23 protein-coding genes are annotated in these 25,767 nt (G+C 68.1%); 18 read left to right on the top strand and 5 right to left on the bottom strand.

What is annotated here, in order from left to right; all coding sequences use genetic code 11:
- The first annotated feature begins 54 nt into the window (after positions 1–54).
- The gene (locus ACN0RJ_RS12300) at positions 55–1,113 is read left to right on the top strand and encodes an ABC transporter substrate-binding protein (RefSeq protein ID WP_417724446.1); all 1,059 of its coding nucleotides are present in this window, start codon (positions 55–57) and stop codon (positions 1,111–1,113) included.
- A gap of 84 nt (positions 1,114–1,197) precedes the next feature.
- Positions 1,198–1,650, top strand: coding sequence for a hypothetical protein (locus tag ACN0RJ_RS12295; RefSeq protein WP_417724445.1), 453 nt, complete (start codon positions 1,198–1,200; stop codon positions 1,648–1,650).
- A gap of 13 nt (positions 1,651–1,663) precedes the next feature.
- Here the strand turns inward: ACN0RJ_RS12295 and ACN0RJ_RS12290 are convergent, their stop codons facing one another.
- Entirely contained in the window at positions 1,664–2,347 is a 684-nt protein-coding gene (locus tag ACN0RJ_RS12290; RefSeq protein WP_417724444.1) for a GntR family transcriptional regulator, read from the bottom strand.
- Positions 2,348–2,537: 190 nt separating this feature from the next.
- Here ACN0RJ_RS12290 and ACN0RJ_RS12285 point away from each other — a divergent pair, with 190 nt between their 5' ends.
- Both ACN0RJ_RS12285 and ACN0RJ_RS12280 read left to right on the top strand, forming a co-directional pair.
- Complete coding sequence (locus ACN0RJ_RS12285; protein ID WP_417724443.1) at positions 2,538–3,440, top strand: LysR family transcriptional regulator; 903 nt, start codon at positions 2,538–2,540, stop codon at positions 3,438–3,440.
- Positions 3,441–3,556: 116 nt separating this feature from the next.
- Positions 3,557–4,720, top strand: coding sequence for a mandelate racemase/muconate lactonizing enzyme family protein (locus ACN0RJ_RS12280; RefSeq protein WP_417720164.1), 1,164 nt, complete (start codon positions 3,557–3,559; stop codon positions 4,718–4,720).
- A gap of 12 nt (positions 4,721–4,732) precedes the next feature.
- Here ACN0RJ_RS12280 and ACN0RJ_RS12275 read toward each other — a convergent pair whose 3' ends face one another.
- A complete protein-coding gene (locus tag ACN0RJ_RS12275; protein WP_417724442.1) occupies positions 4,733–6,256 on the bottom strand; it encodes an amidohydrolase family protein in 1,524 nt (507 codons plus the stop codon).
- Positions 6,249–6,941: a GntR family transcriptional regulator gene (locus tag ACN0RJ_RS12270; RefSeq protein WP_417724441.1), complete on the bottom strand. Its 693-nt coding sequence runs from the start codon at positions 6,939–6,941 to the stop codon at positions 6,249–6,251. Before ACN0RJ_RS12270 ends, ACN0RJ_RS12275 begins: the two co-directional genes overlap by 8 nt.
- Positions 6,942–7,233: 292 nt before the next feature.
- On the opposite strand from ACN0RJ_RS12270, the gene ACN0RJ_RS12265 reads away from it, so the two are divergent.
- The 10 genes from ACN0RJ_RS12265 (at position 7,234) to ACN0RJ_RS12220 (ending at position 16,856) form a co-directional block, all read left to right on the top strand.
- Complete coding sequence (locus ACN0RJ_RS12265; RefSeq protein ID WP_417724440.1) at positions 7,234–8,271, top strand: TRAP transporter substrate-binding protein; 1,038 nt, start codon at positions 7,234–7,236, stop codon at positions 8,269–8,271.
- A 5-nt stretch (positions 8,272–8,276) separates the two neighbouring features.
- Positions 8,277–8,861, top strand: coding sequence for a TRAP transporter small permease (locus ACN0RJ_RS12260; RefSeq protein WP_417724439.1), 585 nt, complete (start codon positions 8,277–8,279; stop codon positions 8,859–8,861).
- Positions 8,848–10,128 (top strand): TRAP transporter large permease, encoded by a 1,281-nt coding sequence (locus tag ACN0RJ_RS12255; protein ID WP_417720159.1) that lies wholly within the window; start codon positions 8,848–8,850, stop codon positions 10,126–10,128. Before ACN0RJ_RS12260 ends, ACN0RJ_RS12255 begins: the two co-directional genes overlap by 14 nt.
- Positions 10,128–10,859, top strand: coding sequence for an aspartate/glutamate racemase family protein (locus ACN0RJ_RS12250; RefSeq protein WP_417724438.1), 732 nt, complete (start codon positions 10,128–10,130; stop codon positions 10,857–10,859). The genes ACN0RJ_RS12255 and ACN0RJ_RS12250 overlap by 1 nt, the downstream gene beginning before the upstream one ends.
- Positions 10,856–11,716 carry a polysaccharide deacetylase family protein gene (locus ACN0RJ_RS12245; RefSeq protein ID WP_417724437.1) on the top strand — a complete coding sequence of 287 codons (861 nt, stop codon included), beginning with the start codon at positions 10,856–10,858 and terminating at the stop codon, positions 11,714–11,716. Before ACN0RJ_RS12250 ends, ACN0RJ_RS12245 begins: the two co-directional genes overlap by 4 nt.
- A gap of 120 nt (positions 11,717–11,836) precedes the next feature.
- Entirely contained in the window at positions 11,837–12,553 is a 717-nt protein-coding gene (locus ACN0RJ_RS12240) for a GntR family transcriptional regulator (protein WP_417724436.1), read from the top strand.
- Positions 12,554–12,829: 276 nt separating this feature from the next.
- Positions 12,830–13,891, top strand: coding sequence for a TRAP transporter substrate-binding protein DctP (dctP, locus tag ACN0RJ_RS12235; RefSeq protein ID WP_417720155.1), 1,062 nt, complete (start codon positions 12,830–12,832; stop codon positions 13,889–13,891).
- Positions 13,892–13,958: 67 nt separating this feature from the next.
- On the top strand, positions 13,959–14,480 hold the full coding sequence (locus tag ACN0RJ_RS12230) for a TRAP transporter small permease subunit (protein ID WP_417724435.1): 522 nt from the start codon (positions 13,959–13,961) through the stop codon (positions 14,478–14,480).
- Between the two features lie 4 nt (positions 14,481–14,484).
- Positions 14,485–15,798 (top strand): TRAP transporter large permease, encoded by a 1,314-nt coding sequence (locus ACN0RJ_RS12225; RefSeq protein WP_417720153.1) that lies wholly within the window; start codon positions 14,485–14,487, stop codon positions 15,796–15,798.
- A 98-nt stretch (positions 15,799–15,896) separates the two neighbouring features.
- A complete protein-coding gene (locus ACN0RJ_RS12220; RefSeq protein WP_417724434.1) occupies positions 15,897–16,856 on the top strand; it encodes a dihydrodipicolinate synthase family protein in 960 nt (319 codons plus the stop codon).
- Positions 16,857–16,923: 67 nt separating this feature from the next.
- On the opposite strand, the gene ACN0RJ_RS12215 is transcribed toward ACN0RJ_RS12220, so the two are convergent.
- Positions 16,924–18,177 (bottom strand): FAD-dependent monooxygenase, encoded by a 1,254-nt coding sequence (locus ACN0RJ_RS12215; RefSeq protein WP_417724433.1) that lies wholly within the window; start codon positions 18,175–18,177, stop codon positions 16,924–16,926.
- Positions 18,178–18,224: 47 nt separating this feature from the next.
- Here ACN0RJ_RS12215 and ACN0RJ_RS12210 point away from each other — a divergent pair, with 47 nt between their 5' ends.
- The 4 genes from ACN0RJ_RS12210 (at position 18,225) to ACN0RJ_RS12195 (ending at position 25,098) form a co-directional block, all read left to right on the top strand.
- On the top strand, positions 18,225–19,553 hold the full coding sequence (locus tag ACN0RJ_RS12210) for an amidase (protein WP_417724432.1): 1,329 nt from the start codon (positions 18,225–18,227) through the stop codon (positions 19,551–19,553).
- A gap of 233 nt (positions 19,554–19,786) precedes the next feature.
- Positions 19,787–20,968, top strand: a complete 1,182-nt coding sequence (locus ACN0RJ_RS12205; RefSeq protein ID WP_417724530.1) for an aminotransferase class I/II-fold pyridoxal phosphate-dependent enzyme — start codon at positions 19,787–19,789, stop codon at positions 20,966–20,968.
- A 19-nt stretch (positions 20,969–20,987) separates the two neighbouring features.
- Positions 20,988–24,236: a DNA translocase FtsK 4TM domain-containing protein gene (locus tag ACN0RJ_RS12200; RefSeq protein WP_417724431.1), complete on the top strand. Its 3,249-nt coding sequence runs from the start codon at positions 20,988–20,990 to the stop codon at positions 24,234–24,236.
- Positions 24,237–24,510: 274 nt separating this feature from the next.
- The gene (locus ACN0RJ_RS12195) at positions 24,511–25,098 is read left to right on the top strand and encodes a LolA family protein (protein WP_417720148.1); all 588 of its coding nucleotides are present in this window, start codon (positions 24,511–24,513) and stop codon (positions 25,096–25,098) included.
- A 21-nt stretch (positions 25,099–25,119) separates the two neighbouring features.
- Here the strand turns inward: ACN0RJ_RS12195 and ACN0RJ_RS12190 are convergent, their stop codons facing one another.
- On the bottom strand, positions 25,120–25,713 hold the full coding sequence (locus ACN0RJ_RS12190; RefSeq protein ID WP_417720147.1) for a transglycosylase SLT domain-containing protein: 594 nt from the start codon (positions 25,711–25,713) through the stop codon (positions 25,120–25,122).
- Between the last annotated feature and the right edge of the window lie 54 nt (positions 25,714–25,767).

Raw genomic sequence — 25,767 nt, 5'->3', positions numbered from 1 at the left:
GCCCGACCCGACATTACCCGACTGCAAGAAACCGAACCAACAGTGGAGAGCGACATGACTTTTCTATCACCCGGATTCAGCGGGCTCATCAGGGCTGCCGTCCTCGGCGGGGCCTGCGCCGCCGGCGGCAGCGCGGCGCTGGCCGATGACCTGATCAAGTTCGACGGCGTCACGGCGCAGGGCGGCCCGACCGCGCAGATGTTCCCGATCTTCGTGGCGCAGGAGATGGGCTATTACACCGACGAAGGCCTGGACGTGACGCTGAACTATTCCAAGGGGTCCTCCGACGCCGCGCGCCAGCTTGCGGCGGGCAATGTCGAATGGGGCATCTTCTCGGCCGCGGCGACCATGCAGGCGGTGCAGCGGGGCTTTCCGCTCAAGGCGATCATGCAGGTCTACTACCCCGACACCTTCGACATCGTCGTGCCCGTCGACAGCCCGGTGCAGACCGTGGCCGACATGAAGGGCAAGACCATCGGCGTCTCCGATCTTGCCGGGGGCGAGGTGCCGATGGTGCGCGCCTCCATCGTCGACAGCGGGCTGGCCGAAGGTGCCGACGTCAAGCTGGTGATCGCGGGCGAGGGCGACCCGACCACGATCCGCTCGTTCGAACAGGACCGCATCCAGGCCTATGCCGGGGCCAAGCGGGACCTTCTCCTGATCCCGGCGCAGGGGATCGAGACCCGCTCGATCACGCCCGAAGCCATCGCCAGCTTTCCCGGCGACGCGCTGTCGGTGCGCGCCGAGACCTATGAATCCGATCCCGAGCTTCTGGTGAAGTTCACCCGCGCCACCCTCAAGGGCTGGGCCCGCGGGATGACCGATCCCGACGGGACCTTCGCGCTGCTCAAGACCAAGTACGCGGCGGCGAGCCTCGGCGACAACCCGGTGGCAGAGCCGTTCTGGGCGCTGGTACAGACCTATTACACCGCGCCCGACAGCGTCGAGAACCACGGCACCTTCCTGCCGGCCGGGTGGGAGACCTACATGTCCTACCTCCAGCTCGGCGAAGGCGAGCAGAAGGCGCTGGCCGGTCCCGTGGACCTCGGCGCGATGCTGGTCGACGACATCGTGCTCGAGGCCTGGGACGGTCTCGACATCGAAAAGCCCTGAACGATGCGCTTCGGGCCTGCCCGGCGGGCGGGCCCGTTTCCCGATGCGACCGGCGCGGACGCCCGGCCCAGGTACTGGATTGACATGACCGAACAGACTTCGACCGCCTCCGCCGACCCGGGGATGATCCCGCTTGCCGTCGTCGGCGCCCATATCACCGGGATGCCGCTCAACCACGAACTCACCACGCCGGGCGGGCATCTGATCCGCGCCGCGCGGACCGCACCGCTCTACCGGTTGTTCGAACTGCCGGGCACGACGCCGCGCAAGCCGGGGCTGTTGCGCGTCGGACCTGAGTCCGGCGCGGCGATCGAGGTCGAGATCTGGGCGCTTCCCGCCGCCGCCTTCGGCCTGTTCGTCAGCCGCATTCCCGCCCCGCTCGGCATCGGTACGCTGAGCCTGTCCGACGGTACGCAGGCCAAGGGCTTTCTCTGCGAAGAGATCGGCACCCGCGATGCGCGCGACATCACCGCCTTCGGAGGCTGGCGCGCCTGGATCGCCGAGGTCTCCGGCGTACCCGCCGCCGACCGGGCGTAGCGCGCGCCGGGGATCAGCTGCGCAGCGCCGGAGCCACGGAACCGACCGAGGTGCGCACGACGCGGATGTGGTCGCGCGCCAGCCGCGCGGCGCCGTCCGCATCCCGCGCGAGGATCGCCTCGACGATGGCGGCATGTTCCTCGATCGACTGGTGAATCCGCCCCGAAGAGCCGAACTGCGCGCGGCGGAAGGGCTGCAGCCGGTTGCGCACGCCGCGCGTCACGTCGGCCAGGAAATCGTTGTCGCCCAGACTGTAGATCAGCTCGTGAAAGGCGGCATTGGCCTCGTAATAGCCGGCCACGTCCTCGGCCTCGGCCCGCGCGCGGCAGGTCTCGTGCGCGGCGGTGAGCTGACCCGATTTGTCGGCGGGCATGTTCTCGGCCGCAAGGCGGGCACAGAGGCTTTCGAGTTCGGCCATGACGTAGAACATCTCGTTCACCCGCTCCGGGGTGAAATTCGGCACGACCGCCCCGCGATGCGGCCGCGCTTCGACAAAGCCGATGGCCTCGAGCTGGCGGATCGCCTCGCGTACCGGCGTCCGGGACACTTCGAACCTCTGCGCAAGCGAGGTTTCGTCCAGCACCACGCCCGGCCCGATCATGCCGCGCACGATTTCATCGGCGAGGGTGACGCGGATGCGCTCGGTCGAGGTGGGCTTTCTCTTGACGACGTTCAGGGCCGTTTCCTCGCGTTGCATGCAATCGGAATCTATCGGCAAGGCAGTCGGTTGTCCATTCCGCTTCTCCCCGCGGGGGGCGGATCACGCGTCCTGCCCGCCGTCCGTGCAGGACCCCGGTTCTGTCCGCAGGCCCCGTGCAGGGTGCCGCAGTCCCCGGCGGTCTTGTGCCGGAATTTCATACGTCCTATGCATGAATGCGGAGGCGGGAATGGATCTGGCGCTGCTCGAGGATTTTCTGGAACTGGCGCGCGAGCTGAACTTTTCCCGCGCGGCGGAAAAGCGCAACATGACGCAGCCGGCCTTCAGCCGCCGCATCCGCGCGCTGGAGGACGCGATGCGCACCCCGCTTGTCCTGCGCACGACGCGGCAGGTTGCCCTGACCCCCGCCGGGAAGGCCTTCCAGCCGCGCGCCGCCGCGATCGCGCGGGCCTTCGCGGATGCGCAGCGCGAGGCGCTGGAGGCCGCGGGGCGGACCCAGCGGAGCCTCAACCTCGCCGCCACGCATGCGCTGTCCTACACCTTCGTGCCGCGCTGGCTCATGCATGTCGCCGGCCCGGCCGAGGTCGGGACGCTCAACATGGTGTCGGACACGCATCGGCAATGTGTCGATCTGGTGCAGCGGGGCGAGGCGAGCTTTTTCATAAGCCATCGCGGGCCCGACACTCCGCAGGACCTGTCCGAACGGCAGTTCCGCCACCACGTGATCGGGAGCGACCGGCTCGTGCCGGTCTCCGCGCCCGACGCGGCGGGGCGCCCGCGCTGGAGGCTGGCCACCGATGACGGCCCGGCCCCCTACATCGGTTACGGCGCCGCCTCCGGACTGCACGCGATCCTCGAAGCGCATTGGGCGCTGCATGGCCGCCCCGACCTGCGCCAGGTCATGAGTTCGGTCCTTGCGGCGACCAATCTCGAGATGGCGAAGGAGGGGCAGGGCATCGCCTACCTGCCCGGCAGCCTCGCGGAACGGGACCTCGACCGCGGCCGTCTCGTCCCTGCCGGGGATGCATCGCACCATGTGTCCGTGCAGGTGGTGATCTATCGCCCCCGCTCCCGGCTGTCCGCCCATTGCGAGGCGTTCTGGCAGAAGGTCGTCAGGGGCTCTGCCGTCTGATTGATGCCGAAAGGGGATGAATTGACGCGCAATCGGCATTGGCCTGCGGGGGGATGCGCCCGCTAGGGTCCCGCCGAACGCCGGACTCCGGTGCCCGCGACAAAGGAAGACAGCCCATGCGCATCATCGACATCTGCGAGGTCACGAAGCCGATCTCCTCGCCCATCCGCAACGCCTATATCGACTTCAGCAAGATGACGGCGAGCCTTGTCGCCGTCGTCACCGACGTGGTGCGCGACGGGCGGCGCGTGGTGGGCTACGGGTTCAACTCCAACGGTCGCTACGGCCAGGGCGGGCTGATCCGCGAACGCTTCCGCGACCGCATTCTCGAGGCCGACCCGGCTTCGCTGATGAACGACGAGGGCACCAATCTCGACGGACACCGGATCTGGGCCGCGATGATGCAGAACGAAAAGCCCGGCGGCCATGGCGAGCGATCGGTCGCCGTCGGCACCATCGACATGGCGGTCTGGGATGCCATCGCCAAGATCGAGGGCAAGCCGCTGTTCCGCCTGCTGGCCGAACGCAAGGGGGTCGAGGCCGATCCGCGCGTCTTCGTCTATGCGGCGGGTGGCTATTACTATCCCGGCAAGGACGATACCGCCCTGCGCAGGGAGATGCGCGGCTATCTCGACCGGGGCTACACTGTCGTCAAGATGAAGATCGGGGGCGCATCGCTCGACGAGGACCGCCGGCGGATCGAGGCGGTGCTGGCCGAAATCGGCGACGAGGCGCAGCTTGCCGTGGATGCCAACGGCCGGTTCGATCTGGAAACCGCCATCGCCTATGCCAAGATGCTGCGCGCCTATCCGCTGTTCTGGTACGAAGAGATCGGCGACCCGCTGGACTACCAGCTTCAGGCGGCGATGTCCGAATTCTATCCCGGCCCCATGGCGACGGGCGAGAACCTGTTCTCGCATCAGGACGCGCGGAACCTGATCCGCCACGGCGGCATGCGCCCCGACCGGGACTGGCTGCAGTTCGATTGCGCGCTGTCCTACGGGCTTGTCGAATACCTGCGTACGCTCGACGTTCTGGAACAGCTCGGCTGGTCGCCCACACGCTGCATTCCGCATGGCGGGCACCAGATGTCGCTGAACATCGCTGCCGGTCTCGGACTTGGCGGGAACGAAAGCTATCCCGACCTGTTCCAGCCCTATGGCGGCTTTCCGGACGGCGTGCGTGTCGAGGACGGCCATATCGTCATGCCGGAGCTGCCGGGCATCGGGTTCGAGGGCAAGGCGGATCTCATCAGGGTGATGCGCGACCTGGCGGAGTGAACGGCGGACCCGTCAGGTCAGCCGCCTGCGCAGTCCCACGTCCCTGGCCGAGGCCATGTCGTACATCGCGCGGTAATGGGGCAGGAACCGCTCCATCCGCTTGTCGGCCCGCGCCATGGCGGGCCGCCTGGCGGCAAAGGTCTCGGCGGCTTCGCGCAGCAGCGCGGCTTCGTCGACGCGGGTGAGGCGGCCGTTTTCCGCGACGATCTCGCCCTGCACCATGGTCAGCCGGACCGAAGTGCCGGATTCGCAATGCACCAGTTGGCGCGCGACGTCGTTGAGCGGCACGAAGGGCAGCGCATCGAGATCCACCAGCACGAGGTCGGCGGGCGCACCCGGCACCAGCGTGCCCAGCCCCGGCTCCCGCATCGCCCGCGCGCCGCCGGTGGTGGCGGCCCGCAGGATCTCGGGCGCGGTGGGCCAGCGGTCGAAATCCGGCGAATCGAGCGTGTGGATCAGCGCGGCGGTCTTCATCACCCCCCACATGCTGATCGCGTCATCGGCAATCGCCTCGTCCACCCCGAGGCACAGCGGAATGCCCCGGTCGAGCATGTCGCGCCAGCGCATGATGCCGCTGCCGAGCCGCAGGTTCGAAACGGGGTTGTGCGCGACGGAGCAGCCGCTGTCGGCGAGCAGGTCCAGATCGTCATCGTCGACCCAGATGGCGTGGATCACGTTCATCCGTTCGGAGAGCAGTCCGAGGTCCTGTGTGTAGCGCACGAGCGACCGCCCGCCGAGACAGTCCTCGCCGAACACCCGCTGCAGGCGGGTTTCCAGCATATGCGCATAAAGCGGCAGGTCATGCGTTCGGCTGAGGGCGTCGAGCGCGGCGACGTACTCGGGCGTCACGCGCTGCGGCGCGGAGCAGGACACCGCCGCCTTGATCCGCCCGTTTCCCGCCCCGTGCCAGTGCCCGATCAGGTGATCGTAGAGGGCCAGCAACTCCTGCGCCGAGCGGCGCGCCGGTCGCGACAGGGGTTCGGCAAGGTCCGGGGGAAGCAGGTCGCGCAGGAAGGGCAGCTTGTCGAGTTCGGGAACCTCGGGCTGGTCCAGCGCCAGCCGCGCGCGCATGCCGCTGTCGAGATAGGCGCGGGCCACGGCGTCGATGATCTCGGGTTCGGGGAAGGGGACGAAAAAGCAGTCGTCCTGGACCGAGGTCGTCCCGCCGCGCAGCATCTCGATGCAGCCCAGCATGGTGCGCAGGTAGGCCTCGCGCGGGGTCGGGCGCAGGTCGTCGAGCTCCGGGGATTCGTAGAGCATGAAGATTTCGAGCGGCAGCGAAGGCAAGCGCCCCTTCATGTGGTTGACCGAGGAATGGAAGTGCCCGTTGACGAGGCCCGGCATCAGCAGGTGGCCGCGGCCGTCTATGACGGTCTCGCCCTCCGCGGGGGACAACGTGCCCGTCGCGGCGATCCGGCCGCCGGAGACGCGCAGATCGCAGGACGCGCTCAGCCCGTCCCCGGCCTCCGGATCGAGCAGGCGCACGTTGCGGAACAGCGTTCCGGTCGGGGCGGTTTCCGGGCGCGGATCAGTCATGGCGGGGCCCCAGCCCGAGGACGGTTTCCAGCGCCCCGGTCCGCGCGGGCGGCGTGTCGAGATCGACCTGCGCGCGTATGGCGTCGATATGATCGAGGATCCGCGTGCGCAGGTCGCCCCAGTCCTTCCGTTCGAGCGCGTCGACGATGCGCGAATGGTCGGTGGACGAACATCCGCTGTCCGACGGGCGTTCGTAAAGCTGGATGATGAGGGATTCGCGCGAAACGACCTCGTTCAGGAACTTTGCGAGAATGGCATTGTCGGCGAGCGAGGCAAGCCGACGGTGGAAGCCCCCGGACAGCACCAGCGCCTCCTGCCGGTCCCCCGCTTCGGCGGCGCGGGCTTCGAGCGCGAGATGGCCGCGCAGCATGGCGATTCCCTCATCGTCGCAGGCGTCGAGCGCGGCACGGGCGACGGCGGTCTCGATCGCCTTGCGCGCCTCGAACAGGTCGCGGGCATACTTGGGCGACGGCTGCGCGACCGAGGCGCCGCGATTGGGTGCGATCTCGACCAGTCCCGCGTAGGCGAGCCGCTCCAGGACGCGGCGCACCTGCCGGCGCGAGGCGGCATAGATGTCCGAAAGCTGCTGTTCGCGCAGCCGGGTGCCGGGCGCGAGCCGCCGCTCGACGATCGCGGCGCGGATCTGGTCGTGAATCTGGTCGTCGCTGGGGCCCGTGCCGGTCATTTGCGCCGCTTTTTGTGGCAGATACCCGCATCTCAACAGCAACTTCGCAACGGGATCAATCGGGACGTTTTCCGGCTCGCCCTTGGGACGCTGACCGTAATGCATTGAAATACATATATGATTTAAGAAAGTGCCTTCCGGGCCGGCGATCCGGATGCCCTGTTGCCGCAACTTTGTGCGCAAAAATAAGTTTGATTGTGCACAATTATGCCGCCGATGCTTCCCGACAGGCCGATACGGCGCGCCCGGCGCGTTCGTGACGGTGAAAAACTTACCAACGGGGGACACGACCATGACTTCGAAACTCTTCGCCCTTCTGCTGGCCGGCACGGCGGCACTGGCCACGCAGGGCGCGCAGGCCCAGTCGATGCGCTGGCTTAGCCAGTCGCAGGAGCAGGCGGCACAATATCCGATCGAAATGGCGGCCATCGAGGATCTGACCGGCGACGGCTTTGCCGTGACGCGCAACGAATTCGCGGCGCTCGGGCTCAATCTCGCGGATGCGCTGCGGCTGCTGAACACCGGCGCCTTCGACCTTGCCACGGTGCAGGTCGGCAGCGTGGCCAAGGACGACCCCTTCCTCGAAGGCATCGACCTGATCGGCGTGTCCACCGACATGACCGAGCTCAAGGAGGCGGTCGACGCCTATCGCGAGCCCTTCAACGCCCGCCTCGCCGAGAAATTCGGCGTCAAGGCCGTGGCGATCTGGCCCTTCGGTCCGCAAGTTTTTCTCTGCAACCAGCCGGTGGCCTCGCTGGCCGACATGGAGGGGCTCAAGATCCGTTCCTTCACGGCCTCCATGTCCAAGCTTCTGGAAGAACTCGGCGCGACGCCCGTCACCCTGTCCTTCCCCGAGGTCTACCCGGCGCTTCAGCGCGGCGTGGCCTCCTGCGGCGTGACATCGCCCACCTCGTCGAACACCGGCAAGTGGCCGGAGGTGACGACGCACCTCTATCCGCTCTCGGTCTCGGGGTCGGTGCAGGCGCACATGGTCAGCATGGCCTGGCTCGACGGGCTGGCACCCGAAGCGCGCGAAACCTTCGAAACCGAAATGGCCGAGATGGAAGCCGGGCTCTGGGAACTGGCGATGACCACCAACGACACCGCGCAGGCCTGTTCGACCGGCGGCGACTGTGCCGAAGGCGGGCTCTACACCTCCTATGACATGACGCTGGTTCCGGTCTCGGACGAGGACAAGGCCAAGGTCGCCGAGATCTCGACATCCGCCGTGCTGCCGGCCTGGGCCGAAACCTGCAACGCCTCCTTCCCGGATTGCACCCGGATCTGGAACGAGACCGTGGGCAAGGTGCGCGGCATCACCATCGAGTGACGCGCATGGACCCCGCAATCCTGCGGGTGACGCGGAAGGTCGCCACCATGCTCGCGCTCGGCGCGGGCATGGCGGTCGCCGTGCTCGCCCTGCTCATCACCGTCGACATCGTGGGACGGGACGGCTTCGGCGTCTCGCTTCAGGGGACCGACGAACTCGGCGGCTACGTGCTGGCCTTCGTCGGCTCGCTCGGGATGGCGCTGACGCTGCTCGACCGCGCGCATCCGCGCATCGACATCTTCTTCCGCGTCTTCCCGGCGGGATTGCGCGCGGTGCTGCACGTGCTGGCGCTGGCGGTGATGGCGGGGTTCGCGCTGTTCATGACCTGGCAGGCGCTGTCCGAATTCCGGCAGACCGTCCGGTTCGGCGCGATCACCAACACGCCGCTGCAGACCCCGCTCTGGGTGCCGCAGATCGTCTGGCTGGCGGGCACCGCTTTCTTTGCGCTGACCGCCTGCATTCTCATGGTCCACGGACTGCTCCTGCTGCGGCGGGACCGGGCGCGGATCGAACGCCTCTACGGCCCGCCCACCGTCGAGGAGGAAGTGGCCAGCTACACCGAAACGGAGACCCGACATGCTGGGGATTGAAGGCGCGGCCATCGGTTTCGCGCTGCTGCTGTTCCTTCTGTTCATAGGGCTGCACATCGCTTCGTCGCTGTTCCTCGTGTCGCTGCTGGGCGCCTGGCTGTTCTTCGGAGACGCGATGATCCGGCCCTTCGGCACGATGATGTGGGGCACGCTGAACAACTTCCTGCTGGTCGCCATCCCGCTGTTCGTCTTCATGGGCGAGGTGCTGGTGCGTGGCGGCGTGACCGAACGCATGTACCGCGCCCTGTCGGACTGGACCCGGCCGCTGCCGGGCGGGCTGCTGCACACCAACATCGCCGCCTCGACGATCTTTGCCGCGATCTCCGGGTCGTCGGTCGCCACGGCGGCTACCATCGGCACCGTCGCGTTCCCGACCTTCCGGCAACACGACTATGACGAGGCCTGGGTGGCGGGCAGCGTCGCATCGGGGGCGACGCTGGGCATCCTCATTCCGCCGTCGATCAACCTCATCATCTACGGCGCGATCACCAACACCTCCATCGGGGCGCTGTTCGCGGCGGGCATCCTTCCGGGCATCCTGCTGGCGCTCTGCTTCATGGGCATCATCATCGTCGCCTGCCTGCGCAATCCCCGGATCGCCGGGCGCACTCAACCGCTTGCCCCGTGGTCGGAACGCCGCCGCAGGCTGGTCGACCTGCTTCCGCCGCTGGTGATCTTCGTGCTGGTCATGGGGTCGATCTACCTCGGCTTCGCCACACCGACAGAAGCGGCGGGCGTGGGCGTGGTCGCGGCGCTGATCCTCACCGGTTTCTATCGCTCCCTGAACTGGGCGATGCTGCGCGAGGCGATGCTCTCCACGGTCAAGACCACGGCGATGACGCTGCTGATCCTGATCGCGGCCTTCTACCTGAACTTCATCCTCGGAGTGCTCGGCGTCCCGGCGCAGGTGTCCTCCTTCGTGTCGGATCTCGATGTGTCGCCCTTCGTGATGATGGCGCTGCTGGTGGCGCTCTACCTCGTGCTCGGCTGCTTTCTGGACGCGCTGGCGATGATGATCGCCACGATCCCCGTGGTGATGCCGGTCGTGGCGCACCTGGGCTATGACAGCATCTGGTTCGGCATCTTTCTGGTGATGATGTGCGAACTGGCCCTCATCACGCCGCCGGTCGGCATGAACCTCTACGTCACGCAAAGCGTGCGGGGGCGGGGGCATGTGGGCACGGTCATCGCGGGCGTGCTGCCGTTCCTCGGCTGCATCCTCTTCGTGGTGGGGCTGATCTCGGTCTTTCCGGGCATCCTGATCTGATGACCCGGCTGCTGGTGATCAATCCCAACACCTCGCCCGAGGTGACGGAGGCGGTGGTGGACGCCGTGCGCGCCGTCGCTCCCGAGGCGCATGTGTCCGGCGTCACCGGCCGCTTCGGGGCGCGGATCGTGACGACCGAGGCCGAGAATGCCATTGCCGCCCATGCGGCGCTGGATCTGGCCGCGGTTCATGCGGGGATGTGCGACGGGGTGATCCTGGGGATCTCGTTCGACAGCGGGTTGCGGGCGCTGCGCGACGTGTTGCCGGTGCCGGTGGTGGGCATCACCCAAGTCGCCGTCGCCGTCGCCGCGACCGGCGGCCGCCCCTGGGGCGCGGTCCTGTTCGGAGAATCGGCGCGTCCGCTCTACCTCAGGCTGTTCGCGGACTACGGTCCGCCGCCGGTGGCGGTCGAGGTGGTCGAACTGGCGTCGGTGGCGGATTACCTCGCGCCGCAGGATCGCGATGCCCGCGTCCTCGCGGCCGTCGCGCGGCTCGCAGGGCAGGGGGCAGAGGCGGTGGTGATCTGCGGCGCGGCGATTGCCGGCATGGCGGCGCGCTTGGCACGCGACACGCCGGTGCCGCTGTACGATGCGGCGGCCTCGGTCCCCGTCCTTCTCGACGCGATCGCGGGCGGAGGGCCTTTCGGCGGCCAGCCGCAGGTTCTGGGCGACAGCGTCGGCCTGCCGGAGGCGCTTGCGGACCTCATCGCCGGCAGGGGCCGGGGCGGATGATGCTGCCGATCTCCGGGCTGCCCGTAGCTCCGCGCCCCGACTTCCGCTGGCCGGGCGGCCGGCGCATGGCGCTCTGGGTCGCGGTGGGGGTCGAAAGCTACCGGCCCGACGAGGGGCGGACCGAGGATATCCTTCCCCGCAGCGCCGCGCCCGATCACGTCAACGCCGCCTGGCGGGCCTATGGCAACCGGGTCGGGGCGATGCGCCTGTTCGAACGGCTGTCCGGGGCGGGCATTGTGCCGACCGTGCTTCTCAATACCGATGTCTATGACGAGGCGCCCGAGGTGATCGCCGCCGCGCGCCGCGCCGGGGCCGAGATCGTGGCGCACGGCCTGTCCAATTCCGACTGTCTGGCCGACATGGGCGCAGAAGAGGAACTGGCCTACCTGCGCCGGACCCGCGACCGGATCGCCGCCGAAGAAGGCACCGCACCGCGCGGCTGGTCCTCGCCCTGGCTGGCGCACGGGGCCCGGACCCTGCCCAACCTCGCGCGGGCGGGCTTCGACATCCTGCTGGACCTGCGGATGGACGACCGACCGGTGACGCTCGACACCGGAGCAGGGCCGCTGCTGGCCGTGCCCTATGCCGCCGAATTGAACGACAGCACCACGATGATCGGCCGGCAGGTCACCGCACGGGCCTTTGCCGGGATGATCGCGGACGAGGCGGAAGAGCTTCTGCGCAATCCCGACGGCCCGCCGGTGGTGATGAGTGTCGTGTTGCACAGCTTCATCGCCGGCCAGCCCTTCCGCGCCGGGCCGGTCTGCGACGCCCTTGCCGGGCTGGCGCGGCGCGGCAGCGAGATCTGGTGCGCGACGCCGTCGCGCATCGCGGACGCCTGGCACGGGGCAGGCTGACCCCGGACAGGAGCAGCGCGGTCAAATCGCGATATCCACACGGAAAATCATGTCGACAAAGAATATTTTTTGCGCCAGTCTGGGACCGGGACGAACCCCGTCCGGCACAGGGAGGCCGCTTTGGGCAAGGCAACGACAAAACAGACGGAAAGCGCAAAGCGCAAGCGCGGGTCCGGCGTTGCCACCGCCTACGATATCCTCAAGCGCGAGATCCTTGAACTGCGTCTTGCGCCGGGCAGTCCCATCGACGAAATGAAACTGTCCGAGCGGTTCGGCATGTCGCGGACTCCGATCCGCGAGGCGCTGGTCAAGCTTGCAAGCGACGGCCTGGTCGTGACGCTGACCAACCGTTCGACCATCGTCGCGCCCATCGACTTTCTCGACCTGCCGCAGTTCTTCGACGCGCTGACGCTGATGTACCGCGTCACCACGCGCCTCGCCGCCGCCAACCGCACCGAGGCGGAAATCACCCTTATCCGCGAGTTGGAAAAGGGCTATGCCGATGCGGTTCAGGCCAAGGACGTGGCCGCGATGATCGAGCTGAACCGCGATTTCCATTCGATGATCGCGCGAGCCGGCAAGAATCACTATTACGCCGACCTGTTCGACCGCCTGCTGGACGAAGGCCGCCGCCTGCTGCGCTTCTACTACTCGTCCTTCAACGACCAGTTGCCGCGCATTTATCTCGACGAACACGAAGAGATCGTCGCCTCCATCGCCGCGGGTGACGTGGCCGCCGCCGACCGCATCGCGCGCCAGCACGCCGACCAGATCGTGCGCCAGATCCAGGCCTACATCACCGCCGACCGGCGCATGAACGCGGCGATTCCCCTCTAGGACGCGGTCCGTCCGCGACTCGCTCGACAGCACGCAGCACCATCGCAGCGGGATATCGCTTCCGCCGTGAGCGGGAGTGTTTTCCGAATTGATTCAAGGCCTAAGGTGCGGTTTCCCCGTGCCTGCATTGTCTGAATATTTTTCATGTCGACATATAAAATACTTTTGCTATGGTTCCGTCATCGTCACCACGATGCCCTGCGGCGCTTCCGCCGGACGACCACCGACAAGACCGAGCGCCCCGAGGCGCCGAACAACAGGAGAGATGAAACCGAGATGCTGAAGACACTCAAAAGCTGGGCGCTGCTTGCCCCCCTGCTGGCCACGGCGCTGCCCGCGGCCGCGCAGGATATCACCTGGCAGGTTCCGACCTCCGTTCCCGAAGGCTCGCCCTTCTATGTCAACTTCCTCGAACGCTTTGCCGACAACGTCGACGAACTGACCGCCGGAAGGGTCGAGATCGAACCCTTCGGTGCGGGCGTTCTGGTTCCCGCGCTTCAGGTCTACGAAGGCGTGAAGGACGGGATCATCCAGGCCGGGCACTCCACCCCGAGCTATCTGGTCAACCAGGACCCGATCAACGCGATCTTCGCGGGCTTCCCCGGCGGCATGGGGCCCGAGGCCTACATCACCTGGATCTACGAGGACGGCGGCAAGGAAGCGCTCTACGCGCTGCGCGCCGAAGAGGGCTTCAAGAGCCTCATCGTCGGTATCGGCTCCTCCGAGATCATGGCCCATTCCAACGTGCCGGTGCAGAAGGCCGAGGATCTGAAGGGGCTCAAGTACCGCACCTCCGGCCCCTGGGCGGAAGTGATGAAGGAATATTTCGGCGCCGTCCCCACCGTGGTTCCGCCGGGCGAGATCTACACGCTGCTGCAGCGCAAGGGCGTGGATCTGATCGAATGGGGCCCGCCGTCGGGCAACCTGCCGGAAGGCTTCCACGAGGCCGCCAAGTACATCATCGTGCCGGGCGTGCACCAGCCGACCTTCCTCTGGGAAGTGGTGCTGAAGCAGGAGACCTGGGACGCGCTCGACGAGGATCTGAAGCCGCTGATCGAAACCGCGGCGGATCTGACCACCATGCAGGGCCTGCTGCACTTCTACAGCCAGGACGTGAAGGCGATGAAGAGCTACCGTGAAGGCAAGAACGAGATCATCACGCTCGACCCCGCCTTCGTGACCGAGCTTTCCGATGCCGGGATCGACTGGATCACCAAGAAGGCCGCTTCCGAGAAGGACGCGGGCAAGGGCGCGATGTCCGATCTGCTGGCCGACTACATGGCCTTCAAGGACAGCTGGTCCGCCGAAAGCAGCTACCTGATCCGCAACCAGGACTGATCGTCCGACCGGACTGCCGGGCCTCCCGCGGGGCCCGGCATCCCCCACAGGAAGGAGACGCACCGCCATGACACGGCTGTTCGACATCGTGGACCGGATATCGGCGGCACTGTCCCGGATCGCGGATCTGGTGACGCTGGTTCTCGTGGCGTCGATGATCTACGAGGTCGCCGCGCGCTACGTCTTCGGCGCCCCGACGATCTGGGCCTTCGACATTTCCTACATGTGCACCGGCACGCTGTTCATCCTGGGCGCGGCCAACGCCCTGCGCGAGGATGCCCACGTGCGCATCGACTTCCTCGCGCAGAAGATGCCCGCCGCCCTGCGCCGCGCGGTCGAGGCCGTGATCTTCCTGCTGTTTCTCGGGCCGATCTTTGCCCTGCTGACCGATTTCGCCATCCGGCGTGCCTGGCGCGCCTGGAGCACGGCCGAAGTCGAGATGGTCAGCCCCTGGGCGCCGCTGATGTGGCCGTTCTACAGCCTGCTCGCGCTGGGTCTGCTGGCGCTGACGCTGCAGATCGCCGTTCACGGCCTGCGGGCCGCGCTGGGGCGCGACGCCGCCGGCACCGATTTCGAACTGAAAGCCTGATCCCATGTCCGTCGCCGCCTTCATGTTTCCCGTGCTGTTCCTGCTCGTGCTCGCGGGCATCCCGGTCGCCTTTTCGCTGGCGATCGTCTCTGCCGGGGCCGGCCTGTTCGTCTTCGGCCCCAACACCTTCGCGCAGCTCTACGGGTCGTTCTACGCCGCGGCGACCAACTTCATCCTCGCCGCGATCCCGATGTTCGTGCTGATGGGCGCCATTCTCGAACGCTCCGGCATCGCCGAGCGGCTGTTCAAGGTGATGCAGATCTGGCTGGGCCGGCTGCCCGGGGGCCTTGCCGTGGCGACCATCGCGATGGGCGCGATCTTTGCCGCGGCGGCCGGTGTCGTCGGTGCGGTCGAGGTGATGATCGGCATGATGGCGATCCCCGCCATGCAGCGGTTCCGCTACGACAACAGCCTGATCGCGGGCACGATCTGCGCCGGAGGCTCGCTCGGCACGATGATCCCGCCCTCGGTGATCGCGGTGATGTATGCCTCGCTGGCGCAGATGTCGGTGGGAGAACTGCTGGCGGGCATGATGCTGCCGGGCCTGCTGATGGTGGCGTTGTTCATCGGCTACCTGATCGCCCACGGCATGATCCGCCCGCCCGAACCCGTGGCCGAAACCGACGAGGTCGCCGCCATGCCGCTCGCCGACAAGCTGCGCCTGACCGTCACCTCGCTGCTGCCGATCTGCGCGCTGATCTTCGCGGTTCTGGGCTCGCTCCTCGCGGGGATCGCCTCTCCGACCGAGGCGGCATCGGTGGGCGCGGTGGGCGCGCTGCTGCTCTGCGTCTGCTACGGCCGGTTCAGCATCGCCATGCTGCGCGAATCGTTGCGGATCACCGTGCGCATCTCGGCGATGATCCTGCTGATCGTCGCGGCGGGGACCATGTTCATGGGCACCTTCGCGGCCAACGGCGGCTCCAGGTTGATCCGGGGCGCGGTCGAGGGCGCGGGCTTCGGCGACACCGGGGTGATCGTGTTCTTCCTGGCCATCGTGCTGCTGCTGGGCTTCGTGCTGGACTGGACGGCGAACGTGCTGATCTGCGTGCCGCTGTTCACGCCCTTCATCCGGCAGGCGGGAATCGACCCGGTATGGTTCGGCACAATGGCGATCATCGTGATCCAGACCAGCTACCTGACGCCGCCCATGGCCTCGTCGATCTTCTACCTGAAATCCATCGCCCCGCCCGACATGACCTATGGCCAGATGTGCCGGGGGGTGGTGCCCTTCATCCTCCTGCAACTGGCGACCCTGGCCATCGTGGCACTCTATCCGCCCATCGCCACCTGGCTGCCCGACCAGATCGTCGGCTTCTAGACACCGGCACCCCGTTCACCGCCATCCGGATCGGCCCCGCCGCGGGCCGGCTCTCCCCGCTCGCCTGCCCGTCAGGCCCCCATCGAAAGGACCAACCCATGACCAGCACCATCTTCAGCGGCACCATTCCCGCGCTCATGACCCCCTGCACCCCGGACCGGACGCCCGACTACGACGCGCTTGTCGCGACCGGCAAGCACCTGATCGCCGAAGGCATGTCCGCCGTGGTCTATTGCGGTTCGATGGGCGACTGGCCGCTGCTGACCGACGACCAGCGCCGTGAAGGCGTGGCGCGGCTCGTCGCGGCGGGCGTGCCCGTCATCGTCGGCACCGGCGCCGTCAACACCCGCGAGGCCGTCGCCCACGCCGCCCACGCCGCCGAGGTTGGGGCGCAGGGGCTCATGGTGATCCCGCGCGTGCTGTCTCGCGGCACCTCGCCCGCGGCGCAGAAAGCGCATTTCAAGGCGATCCTCTCGGCCGCGCCCGATCTTCCGGCGGTGATCTACAACAGCCCGTATTACGGCTTTGCCACCCGCGCCGACCTGTTCTTTGCCCTGCGCGCCGAGCATCCGAACCTCATCGGGTTCAAGGAATTCGGCGGATCCGCGGATCTGCGCTACGCGGCCGAGAACATCACCTCGCAGGATGACGACGTGACCCTGATGATCGGCGTCGACACCAACGTCTTCCACGGCTTCGTCAATTGCGGCGCGACCGGAGCCATCACCGGCATCGGCAACGCGCTCCCGCGCGAGGTGCTGCATCTCGTGGCGCTCTGCCAGAAGGCGGCGACCGGCGATGCGCAGGCGCGTCTGCGGGCGCTGGAACTCGACGCGGCGCTGGCGGTGCTGTCCTCCTTCGACGAAGGCGCGGACCTCGTGCTCTACTACAAGCACCTGATGGTTCTGGGGGGCGACGATGCCTACCGGCTGCATTTCAACGCCGACGACGCGCTGTCCGATGCGCAGCGCAACTATGTCGAGGCGCAGTTCGCCCTGTTCCGCACCTGGTACGCGGACTGGTGCCGCCAGCCCGGCGTGATGGCCGCCGCCGCCTGATCGCAGGATCGCACGACGGGGAAGGGGGCGCGGCCGGTCCGTGCCCCCTTGCGCATTCCGTCGGGGCTCAGGGCTTCATCAGGTCGGGAAGGTCGCCGGTCAGGCCCGCCGCCTCGCGCAGGAAACCGCGCCGCAGTGTCGGCGCGGCATTGATCGCCGCCATGCCGATGTCCCGTCCCAGGCGCAGGACGGGGTTGTCGTTGGAAAACAGTCGGTTGAACAGGTCCGTCGCCGCTGCCAGCGTCGCCGTGTCGAACCGCCGCCACTGCTGGTAGCGGTCGAGGACCAGCGAAGAGGCCACGTCCTCCCCGCGCCGCGCCGCATGATCCAGGACATGGGCCAGCGCCGCGACGTCCCGCAGACCGGCGTTCAGACCCTGTCCCGCGATCGGGTGCACCCCGTGCGCGGCATCGCCGACCAGGGCAAGGCGCTCGGCCACGAAGCTTTTCGCCAGGCTCAGCGACAGCGGGTAGAGATGCCGCTTGCCGGCCAGTTCGATCGGCCCGAGGAAATCGCCGAAGCGCGGGCGCAGCACGTCGAGGTAATCGGCATCCGGCAGCGCATGAATCGCCCGCGCCGCCGCGTCGCGTTCGCTCCAGACGATGGAACTGCGATTGCCGGTCAGCGGCAGGATCGCCAGCGGGCCGGGCGGCAGGAAGAGCTGATGGGCGATCCCTCCGTGGGGGCGCTCGTGGGCGATGGCGCAGACCAGCGCGGTCTGGCCGTAGGGCCAGCCCGTGCGGCGCACCCCGGCACGGGTCGCGGTGCCGCTGTTGCGCCCGTCCGCGCCGACCAGCAGCCGCGCCCGGAGGACGGTGCCATCCGCCAGCGTCACGTTCGCGCCCGCCGGGCCCGTCTCCTGCGCGATGACGGTCACGCCCGAGCGCTGCGCGGTCAGCGGCTCGACCTCGAGTGCGTCCTGAAGCGCGCGGCGCAGGTGGCGGTCCTCGATCATCTGGCCCATCGGGCCTTCCTCGATCTCGGCGCTGTCGAAATGCAGCCCGAAGAAGACCCGCGCATCGCTCACGCGCCCGTCGCTGACCTTGATCTCGTTCATCGGCTGGGCGTCCGCCGCCAGGCTCTCCCACAGGCCGAGCTTGTCCAGGAGCCGCGTCGAGGCGAGCGACAGCGCATAGGCGCGACCGTCGAAATCCGGCGCGCTGCGGGTGTCGGCGGGCAGCGCGTCGAGCACGATCGAGCGCAGCCCGGAGCGGGCGGCGGCCAGGGCGAGGGCGGGGCCGTTCAGCCCCCCGCCGATGATGAGAATGTCGCAATCTTGGTCCATGCAGGGCACTATGGAGCGCCACGCGGGATTGTCCATGCGCCGCGCTGCCGCTACCGTCGCGACAGCATCGGAAAGGGCAGGGCATGAGCGACTGTACAGGCATGAGCGCGGCGGAACTCGGGCGCGGAATCGCGGCGGGGAGCATCGACCCGGTGGCGCTGGCGCAGACCTTTCTGGACCGCATCGCCGCGCATCCCCTGCGCGACCGGATCTATGCCCGGGTGACGCCGGAACGCGCGCTCGCCGAAGCCGCCGCCGCGCGGCAGCGGGCCAGGTCCGGGCGCAGGCTGTCGCCGCTCGACGGGGTGCCGGTGAGCTGGAAGGACCTGTTCGACACCGCCGGCACCGCGACAGAGGCAGGCTCGGCGCTTCTCAAGGGGCGGGTGCCCTCCGAGGATGCCGAGGTGCTGAAGGTCGCCACGGCCATGGGCCTCGTCTGCCTCGGCAAGACCCACATGTCGGAACTGGCGTTCTCCGGCCTCGGGCTGAACCCCGTGACCCAGACGCCGCCCTGCGTGAACGATCCCGACGCGGTGGCGGGCGGCTCGTCCTCCGGCGCGGCGGCCTCGGTCGCCTTCGGGCTGGCGGCGGCGGCGGTCGGTTCCGACACCGGCGGCTCGGTGCGCATTCCGGCGGTGTGGAACGACCTCGTCGGCCTCAAGACCACCTCCGGGCGGCTGCCCCTCACCGGCGTCGTGCCCCTGGCCAAGCGGTTCGACACGATCGGCCCGCTCTGCCGGACGGTGGAGGACGCGGCAGAGATGCTCGCCGCGCTGGAAGGCCGCGCCGCGCCGGATCTGCGCGGGGTCTCGCTCGAGGGGCGGCGGTTCGCGGCCCTGAGCACCATCGTGATGGACGACATCCGCGACGCGCCGGGCGATGCCTACAGCAATGCGCTGGACCGGCTGGCCAATGCCGGGGCCCGCATCGAGAAACTGGATGTCCCAGAGGTCGCGATCCCCATGGGGGACGCCGGCCCGCTCTACACGGTCGAGGCCTGGGCCGAGTGGGGCGACACCATCAGCGCCGACCCGGAGGCGATGTTCGCCCCCATCCGCGAGCGGTTCGAGGCGGGCCGGGCCTTTTCCGGGGCCGATTACCTGCGCGCGCTCGACCGCATGGCGCGGGCGAGGGCGGCCTGGGCGGCGGCGACGGCGGGCTTCGACGCGGTGCTGTGCCCGACCTCGGCCAGCCTCCCGCCCGATGCCGCGCGGCTGCTGAGCGACCCGGCCTACCACGTCCGCGAAAACCTGCTCGCGCTGCGCAACACCCGTGTCGGCAACGTCATGGGGCTCTGCGTCACGACCCTTCCCACCGGCATCCGGAGCTGCGGCATCTCGCTCATGTGCCCGCCGGGCGACGAGGACCGGCTGCTGCGCCTCTCGGCCGCGGCAGAGCGCGCGCTGGCCTGATCCGGCGCGCCCCGATTCGCCCGGGAGGATGGGCGACGTCGGGGCAGGCGCCGCCCGGTGGCAACCGGGAAAATGCAACCACACGGGGGAGTTGCGCCGAAATCGGCGTCGCTGCGGCATTCCCGCCACATCCGGCTGCGCTCTCAACCGGACGGTAGACGAAGCGCATCACGATCCCGTATCCTCCCCTCAAACGGGGCGAAAACGATCCCGAAGATCCGAGGCAGTTGAAGATGTTTCCCGAGCGGTTCTCGAACCTACCGGCCTATGCGTTCCCGCGTCTGCGGGCTCTTCTCGACGTGCACGAACCGGGCGGGTCGGTGATCCACATGTCCATCGGCGAGCCGAAGCACCCCTTTCCCGCCTGGGTGGGCGAGGTGCTTGCCGCCAATGTCGGGGAGTTCGGGAAATATCCGCCGAACGACGGCACGCCGGAGCTGCTCGACGCGATCGCGGGCTGGGTCGCGCGCCGCTACGGCGTGACGGTGGATGCCGCGACGCAGGTGATGGCGCTGAACGGCTCCCGCGAGGGGCTCTACAACGCCGCGATGGCGCTCTGCCCCGAACGCAAGAACGGGCAGCAGCCGGTGGTTCTGATCCCGAACCCCTTCTATCAGGTCTATGCCGTCGCCTCGGTGTCGGTGAACGCCGAGCCGGTCTTCGTCAACGCGACCCGCGACAACGGGCACCTGCCGGATTTCACCGCGCTGCCGGTGGAGACGCTGGACCGCGCCGCGCTGATCTACATCTGTTCGCCCGCCAACCCGCAGGGCACCGTTGCCGGGCGGGAGTACTGGGAACGCCTGATCGCGCTGGCCGAACGGCATGACATCCGCATCATCGCGGACGAATGCTATTCCGAGATCTACCGGGGCGATCCCCCTCCCGGCGCGCTCGAGGTCGCGGCGGAAATGGGCGCGGATCCCGAGCGCGTGGTGAGCGTGCATTCGCTCTCCAAGCGATCGAACCTGCCGGGGCTGCGCTCGGGGTTCGTCGTGGCGGGACCGGAGAGCATGAAGCGCATCCGTCAACTGCGCGCCTATTCCGGCGCACCGCTGCCGCTGCCGATCCAGCGCGTTTCCGAACGCGCCTGGTCCGACGAGGCGCACGTGACCGGGAACCGCGCGCTCTACGGCGAGAAATACGCCATGGCCGACCGCATCTTCGGCAACGTGCCGGGGTACGAGCCGCCGCGGGCGGGGTTTTTCCTCTGGCTGCCGGTCGAGGATGGCGAAGCCGCCGCCCTGAAGCTCTGGCAGGAGACCGGGGTGCGGGTGCTGCCGGGGGCCTACCTGTCGCGGGACACGGCGGCAGGCAACCCGGGCAAGGGATATATTCGGGCCGCGATGGTGGCGCCGATGCAGGAGACAGAAGAAGGGCTGACCCGGATCCGGGACTGCCTTTATGGGCAATAAGAAAAAGACGAGGCAAACGATGGCATATCAGACACGGGGGCGGGATCCCCTTTTCGACAGCAACATGCAGGCCGCGATCGAAAAGCGCGGCAAGGAACTGGCGGGACTCGCGCTGGTGGTGCTGGGTCTGATGGCCGCCGCGATGATCGGGTCCTACACGCCGGACGATCCGAGCTGGCTGTCGGCAACCGATGCGCCGGTGCAGAACTGGATGGGGCGTCTCGGCGCCTCGATCGCGGCACCGCTGTTCATGATCGTCGGCTGGGGTAGCTGGGGCCTCGCGCTGGTTCTCATCGTCTGGGGGGTGCGCCTCGCCCTTCATGCCGGTGAGGAACGCGCCATGTCCCGGATCGTCTTTGCCCCGATCTGGATCGCGCTTGCCTCCGTCTATGCCGCCGGTCAGGTGGTCGGATCCGAATGGACCCACAGCTTCGGCCTCGGCGGTCTGTTCGGCGACATGATGATGGGCTCGGTGCTGAGCTTCCTGCCGATCGGCACGGGCATGGGCGTCAAACTGGTCATGCTGGTGCTGGGCTTCGGGCTGGTCGCGCTCGGCACCTTCGTGCTGGGATTCACCAAGGTCGAGGTGCAGTCCATCGGGCGATTCCTGCTGGTCGGCCTCGTGATGGCCTATGCCACGCTGCTGAATCTGCTCGGTCGCGGCGCCTCCGGTGCCGTGGGCACGGCGCAGCGGATGCAGGCCGCCCATGCCGAACGCCGCGAGCGCCGCCGCCAGGAGGCCGCCGAGGCCGCCGCCTGGGCCGCCGCGCAGGAGGCCGTTCCGATGCCCCGCGCGGCCGCGGCCGCCCCCCACCACCACGTCGAGCCGGTGACGGGCGCCGCGCCGCGGGCCCCGGTCGTGCGCCGTGCACCTGCCGCTCCGCTGCCGCAGGCTCCGGTCGAGGAGCCGCTGATCGACGACGATCACTACCCCGAAGAGACCGAGGCCTGGGCCGTCGAGCCGCAGCCGAAAAAGGGTCTGCTGGCCCGAATGCCCTCGCTCATGAAGCGCTCCGAGCCGATGCCCGAACCGGAGCTGGTCGAGAACGGCGGCATGTTCATGGACATGGACATTCCCGGTGAGGACCGCATCCGCGCCAAGATCGCCGACGTGGTGAAAGCGCGGATGAAGCCGGAACCGGCGCCCGAACCCGCCTTCGTGCCCGACCCGACCAAGCCGCTGACCAAGGGCCGCGGCCGCCGGCCCGAGCCGCTGATCTACAAATCCGCAGGGACCGCGCGCCGTGAACCTCCGGTCACGGCCGAGCCTGCCCATGCGCGCCACCTGCCGCCGGAACCGCCGGTCACCGCGCCGCGCGCCGTTCCGCCGATGACCGTGCCCGCCGCGCCGCGCATGGCGCCGGTCGCGGAACCCGCCTTCGAGGAGGACTGGGCCGAAGACGAGACCGTCATGTTCGCGCCCGAGCCGGAACTGCCGGCCGAACCGGCCCCCTCCCCTGCCGCGGCTCCGGCCGCCGCGCCGCGCGTGTCGCGGGGAGGCGCCTCCGCGCCGGTCGAGGATGACCAGGACGACGACGCCTATTCCGACTTCCGCGATTTCGACGATTACGGCGACGAGGATGACGACGATTTCGGCATGACCGCCTACAGCCCCGCGACGGATCGCCCGGCGGTTCCGCTGCCGGAACCGAAGAAGGTCGTGCAGCAGCCCCAGCGCAAGCCGGTCACGCCGTCGCGCCGGGCGCAGGAGGAAAAGCAGCCGCGCCTCAGCTTCGAGGACCGCGAGGTTGCCTACGAATTGCCCCCGCTCGGCCTGCTGTCGAGCCCGGACGCGATCGAGCGGCACCACCTCTCGGACGAGGCGCTGGAAGAGAACGCGCGGATGCTGGAGACGGTGCTGGACGATTACGGCGTCAAGGGCGAGATCGTCTCGGTCCGTCCCGGCCCCGTCGTCACGATGTACGAACTGGAACCGGCGCCGGGCCTCAAGGCGTCGCGCGTGATCGGACTGGCCGACGACATCGCGAGGTCCATGTCGGCGCTCTCGGCGCGGGTGTCGACGGTTCCGGGCCGCTCGGTCATCGGGATCGAACTGCCCAACGACAACCGCGAGATGGTGTCGTTCCGCGAGATCCTGTCGTCGCGCGACTACGAGGACGGCAACCGCAAGCTGCCGCTGGCGCTGGGCAAGGACATCGGCGGCGATCCCGTGGTCGCCAACCTCGCCAAGATGCCCCACCTGCTGATCGCCGGGACCACCGGCTCGGGCAAGTCGGTGGCGATCAACACGATGATCCTGTCGCTGCTCTACAAGCTGACGCCCGAGGATCTGCGGCTGGTGATGATCGACCCGAAGATGCTGGAACTGTCGGTCTATGACGGCATTCCGCACCTGCTGTCCCCGGTCGTGACCGACCCCAAGAAGGCGGTGGTCGCGCTCAAGTGGGTGGTCGGCGAAATGGAAGACCGCTACCGCAAGATGTCCAAGATGGGCGTGCGCAACATCGACGGCTACAACGGCCGCGTCGCCGAGGCGCTCGGCAAGGGCGAGATGTTCAAGCGCACCGTCCAGACCGGCTTTGACGACGAGACCGGGGAACCGGTGTTCGAGACCGAGGAATTCGAGCCGCGGAAGATGCCCTACATCGTCGTCATCGTCGACGAGATGGCCGACCTGATGATGGTCGCCGGCAAGGAGATCGAGGCCTGCATCCAGCGCCTCGCGCAGATGGCGCGGGCCTCGGGCATCCACCTCATCATGGCGACGCAGCGCCCGTCGGTCGACGTCATCACCGGCACGATCAAGGCGAACTTCCCCACACGGATCTCGTTCCAGGTGACCTCCAAGATCGACAGCCGCACCATTCTGGGCGAGATGGGCGCCGAGCAATTGCTGGGCATGGGCGACATGCTCTACATGGCGGGCGGGGCCAAGATCACCCGCTGCCACGGGCCCTTCTGTTCCGACGAGGAGGTCGAGGAGGTGGTGAACCATCTCAAGGCCTTCGGACCGCCGGAATACGTCGGCGGCGTGGTGCAGGGACCGGACGAGGACAAGGCCGACAACATCGACGCGGTTCTGGGCCTGAACACCGGCGGCAATACCGACGGCGAGGATGCGCTCTACGATCAGGCGGTCGCGATCGTCATCAAGGACCGCAAATGCTCGACCTCCTACATCCAGCGCAAGCTGGGGATCGGCTACAACAAGGCCGCGCGCCTCGTGGAGCAGATGGAGGACGAAGGAGTCGTGTCCTCGGCCAACCACGTCGGCAAGCGCGAGATCCTGGTTCCCGAACAGGCCTGAGGGTCGGACCGGAACGGGGGGCCTCCCACACGGGAACAAGCGGGGGCCAGCCCCCGCACACGGTAAGAAGCGGGGGCCAGCCCCCGCACCCCCGGGATATTTCCGGCCAGAAGAAGCTGCAGGAGCGCGGATGAGCGGGGCCGTGCCGGTGTCGGGCAGGGGTCTGTAAATGCGGGAAATCCGGCCTATCTAGGCGAGGGACGCGGGTTGCTATCGCATAACCGGCCACGGTTTGCCATATCGACCCGGACGACCCGAGCAGGAAGGACCAAGGATGCTCCGACTCATCACCGCCGCGCTGACCGCGCTGATGCTGACCGCCATTCCGGCGGCGGCGCAGAAGCTGTCGCTCAGCACGATTTCGCAATATCTGAACTCGATCCAGTCGGCCAAGGGGCAGTTCACCCAGATCAACGGCGACGGCTCGATCTCGACCGGGACCATCTCGATCAAGCGGCCCGGCAAGGTGCGCTTCGAATACAACCCGCCCGAGCAGGCGCTGGTGCTGGCCTGGTCGGGCGCGGTCTACGTGTTTGACCGGAAGGTGGGCGGGCAGCCCGAGACCTATCCGCTGAACCAGACCCCGCTGTCGATCATCCTGGCGCGCAACGTCAATCTGGGGCAGGCCGGGATGGTGACGGAGCATGGTTATGACGGCACCGCGACGACGGTGACGGCGCAGGATCCCCAGCGCAGGGAATACGGGTCGATCCAGATGAAGTTCACCGGCAACCCGGTGCAGCTGCGCCAGTGGATCGTCACCGATTCGAACGGGTCGAAGACGACGGTCGTCCTGGGCGATCTGAGCAAGGCCGATCTGCCGAACAGCGTCTTCGACGTCCGCCGGCAGACCGGGCAATAGCGCCGGTGGCGCGACGCGGGCTCAGCGCGCGTCGCGGCAATCCCGCAGCTGCACCTGGTAGACGAGCGAGCGCGAGCCGACATCGTCCGCCACCCGCACCAGCCAGGCCTTGGCATTGTAGCTCCCCCGGGAGAAGCCGCTCCGGCCCTCGTGATAGGCGAGGTACTGGTTGCGGGCATCGTGCATCGAGATCCCGAGACTGCGGTTCGTGCCCGCCATGTACCAGCCCATGAAGTCGGTGGCGTCCCGGATGTCGTCCCGGCGGGCGCGGCGATTGCCGGTCTCGGCCAGGTATTCGTCCCAGGTGCCGTCCAGCGCCTGGCTGTAGCCGAAGGCCGAGCTTTGCCGTCCGAAGGGGATCACGCCGAGCGCGTAGCGGAACGGGGTCCGGGCGTCGGGATCGAACTTGCTTTCCTGGTAGATGGTCGCCATCTGGACGTGGACCGGCACCCCCCATTTGCGTTCCGCGGCGCGGAAGGCGCGGAAATAGGTGGGGCGTTGCTTGAGAATGGCGCAGGCATCCTCGAGCGAGTGGGGCGAATCACCTCCGCCACCGCCACCCCCGCAGGATGCCACCAAAAGAAATATCGCCGCCGCGCGCAGCCAACTGCTCATCTGACCCTCGCATTTGTTTGTTTTTCAGGTCTTCTGCCTCGGGGTCCACTTTAC

This window comes from Salipiger sp. (genome assembly GCF_048261495.1).
In the GTDB taxonomy this organism is placed as follows: domain Bacteria; phylum Pseudomonadota; class Alphaproteobacteria; order Rhodobacterales; family Rhodobacteraceae; genus Salipiger.
The sequence above is the reverse complement of the archived record's forward strand: the minus strand, read 5'-3'. Positions and strand labels throughout refer to the sequence as shown.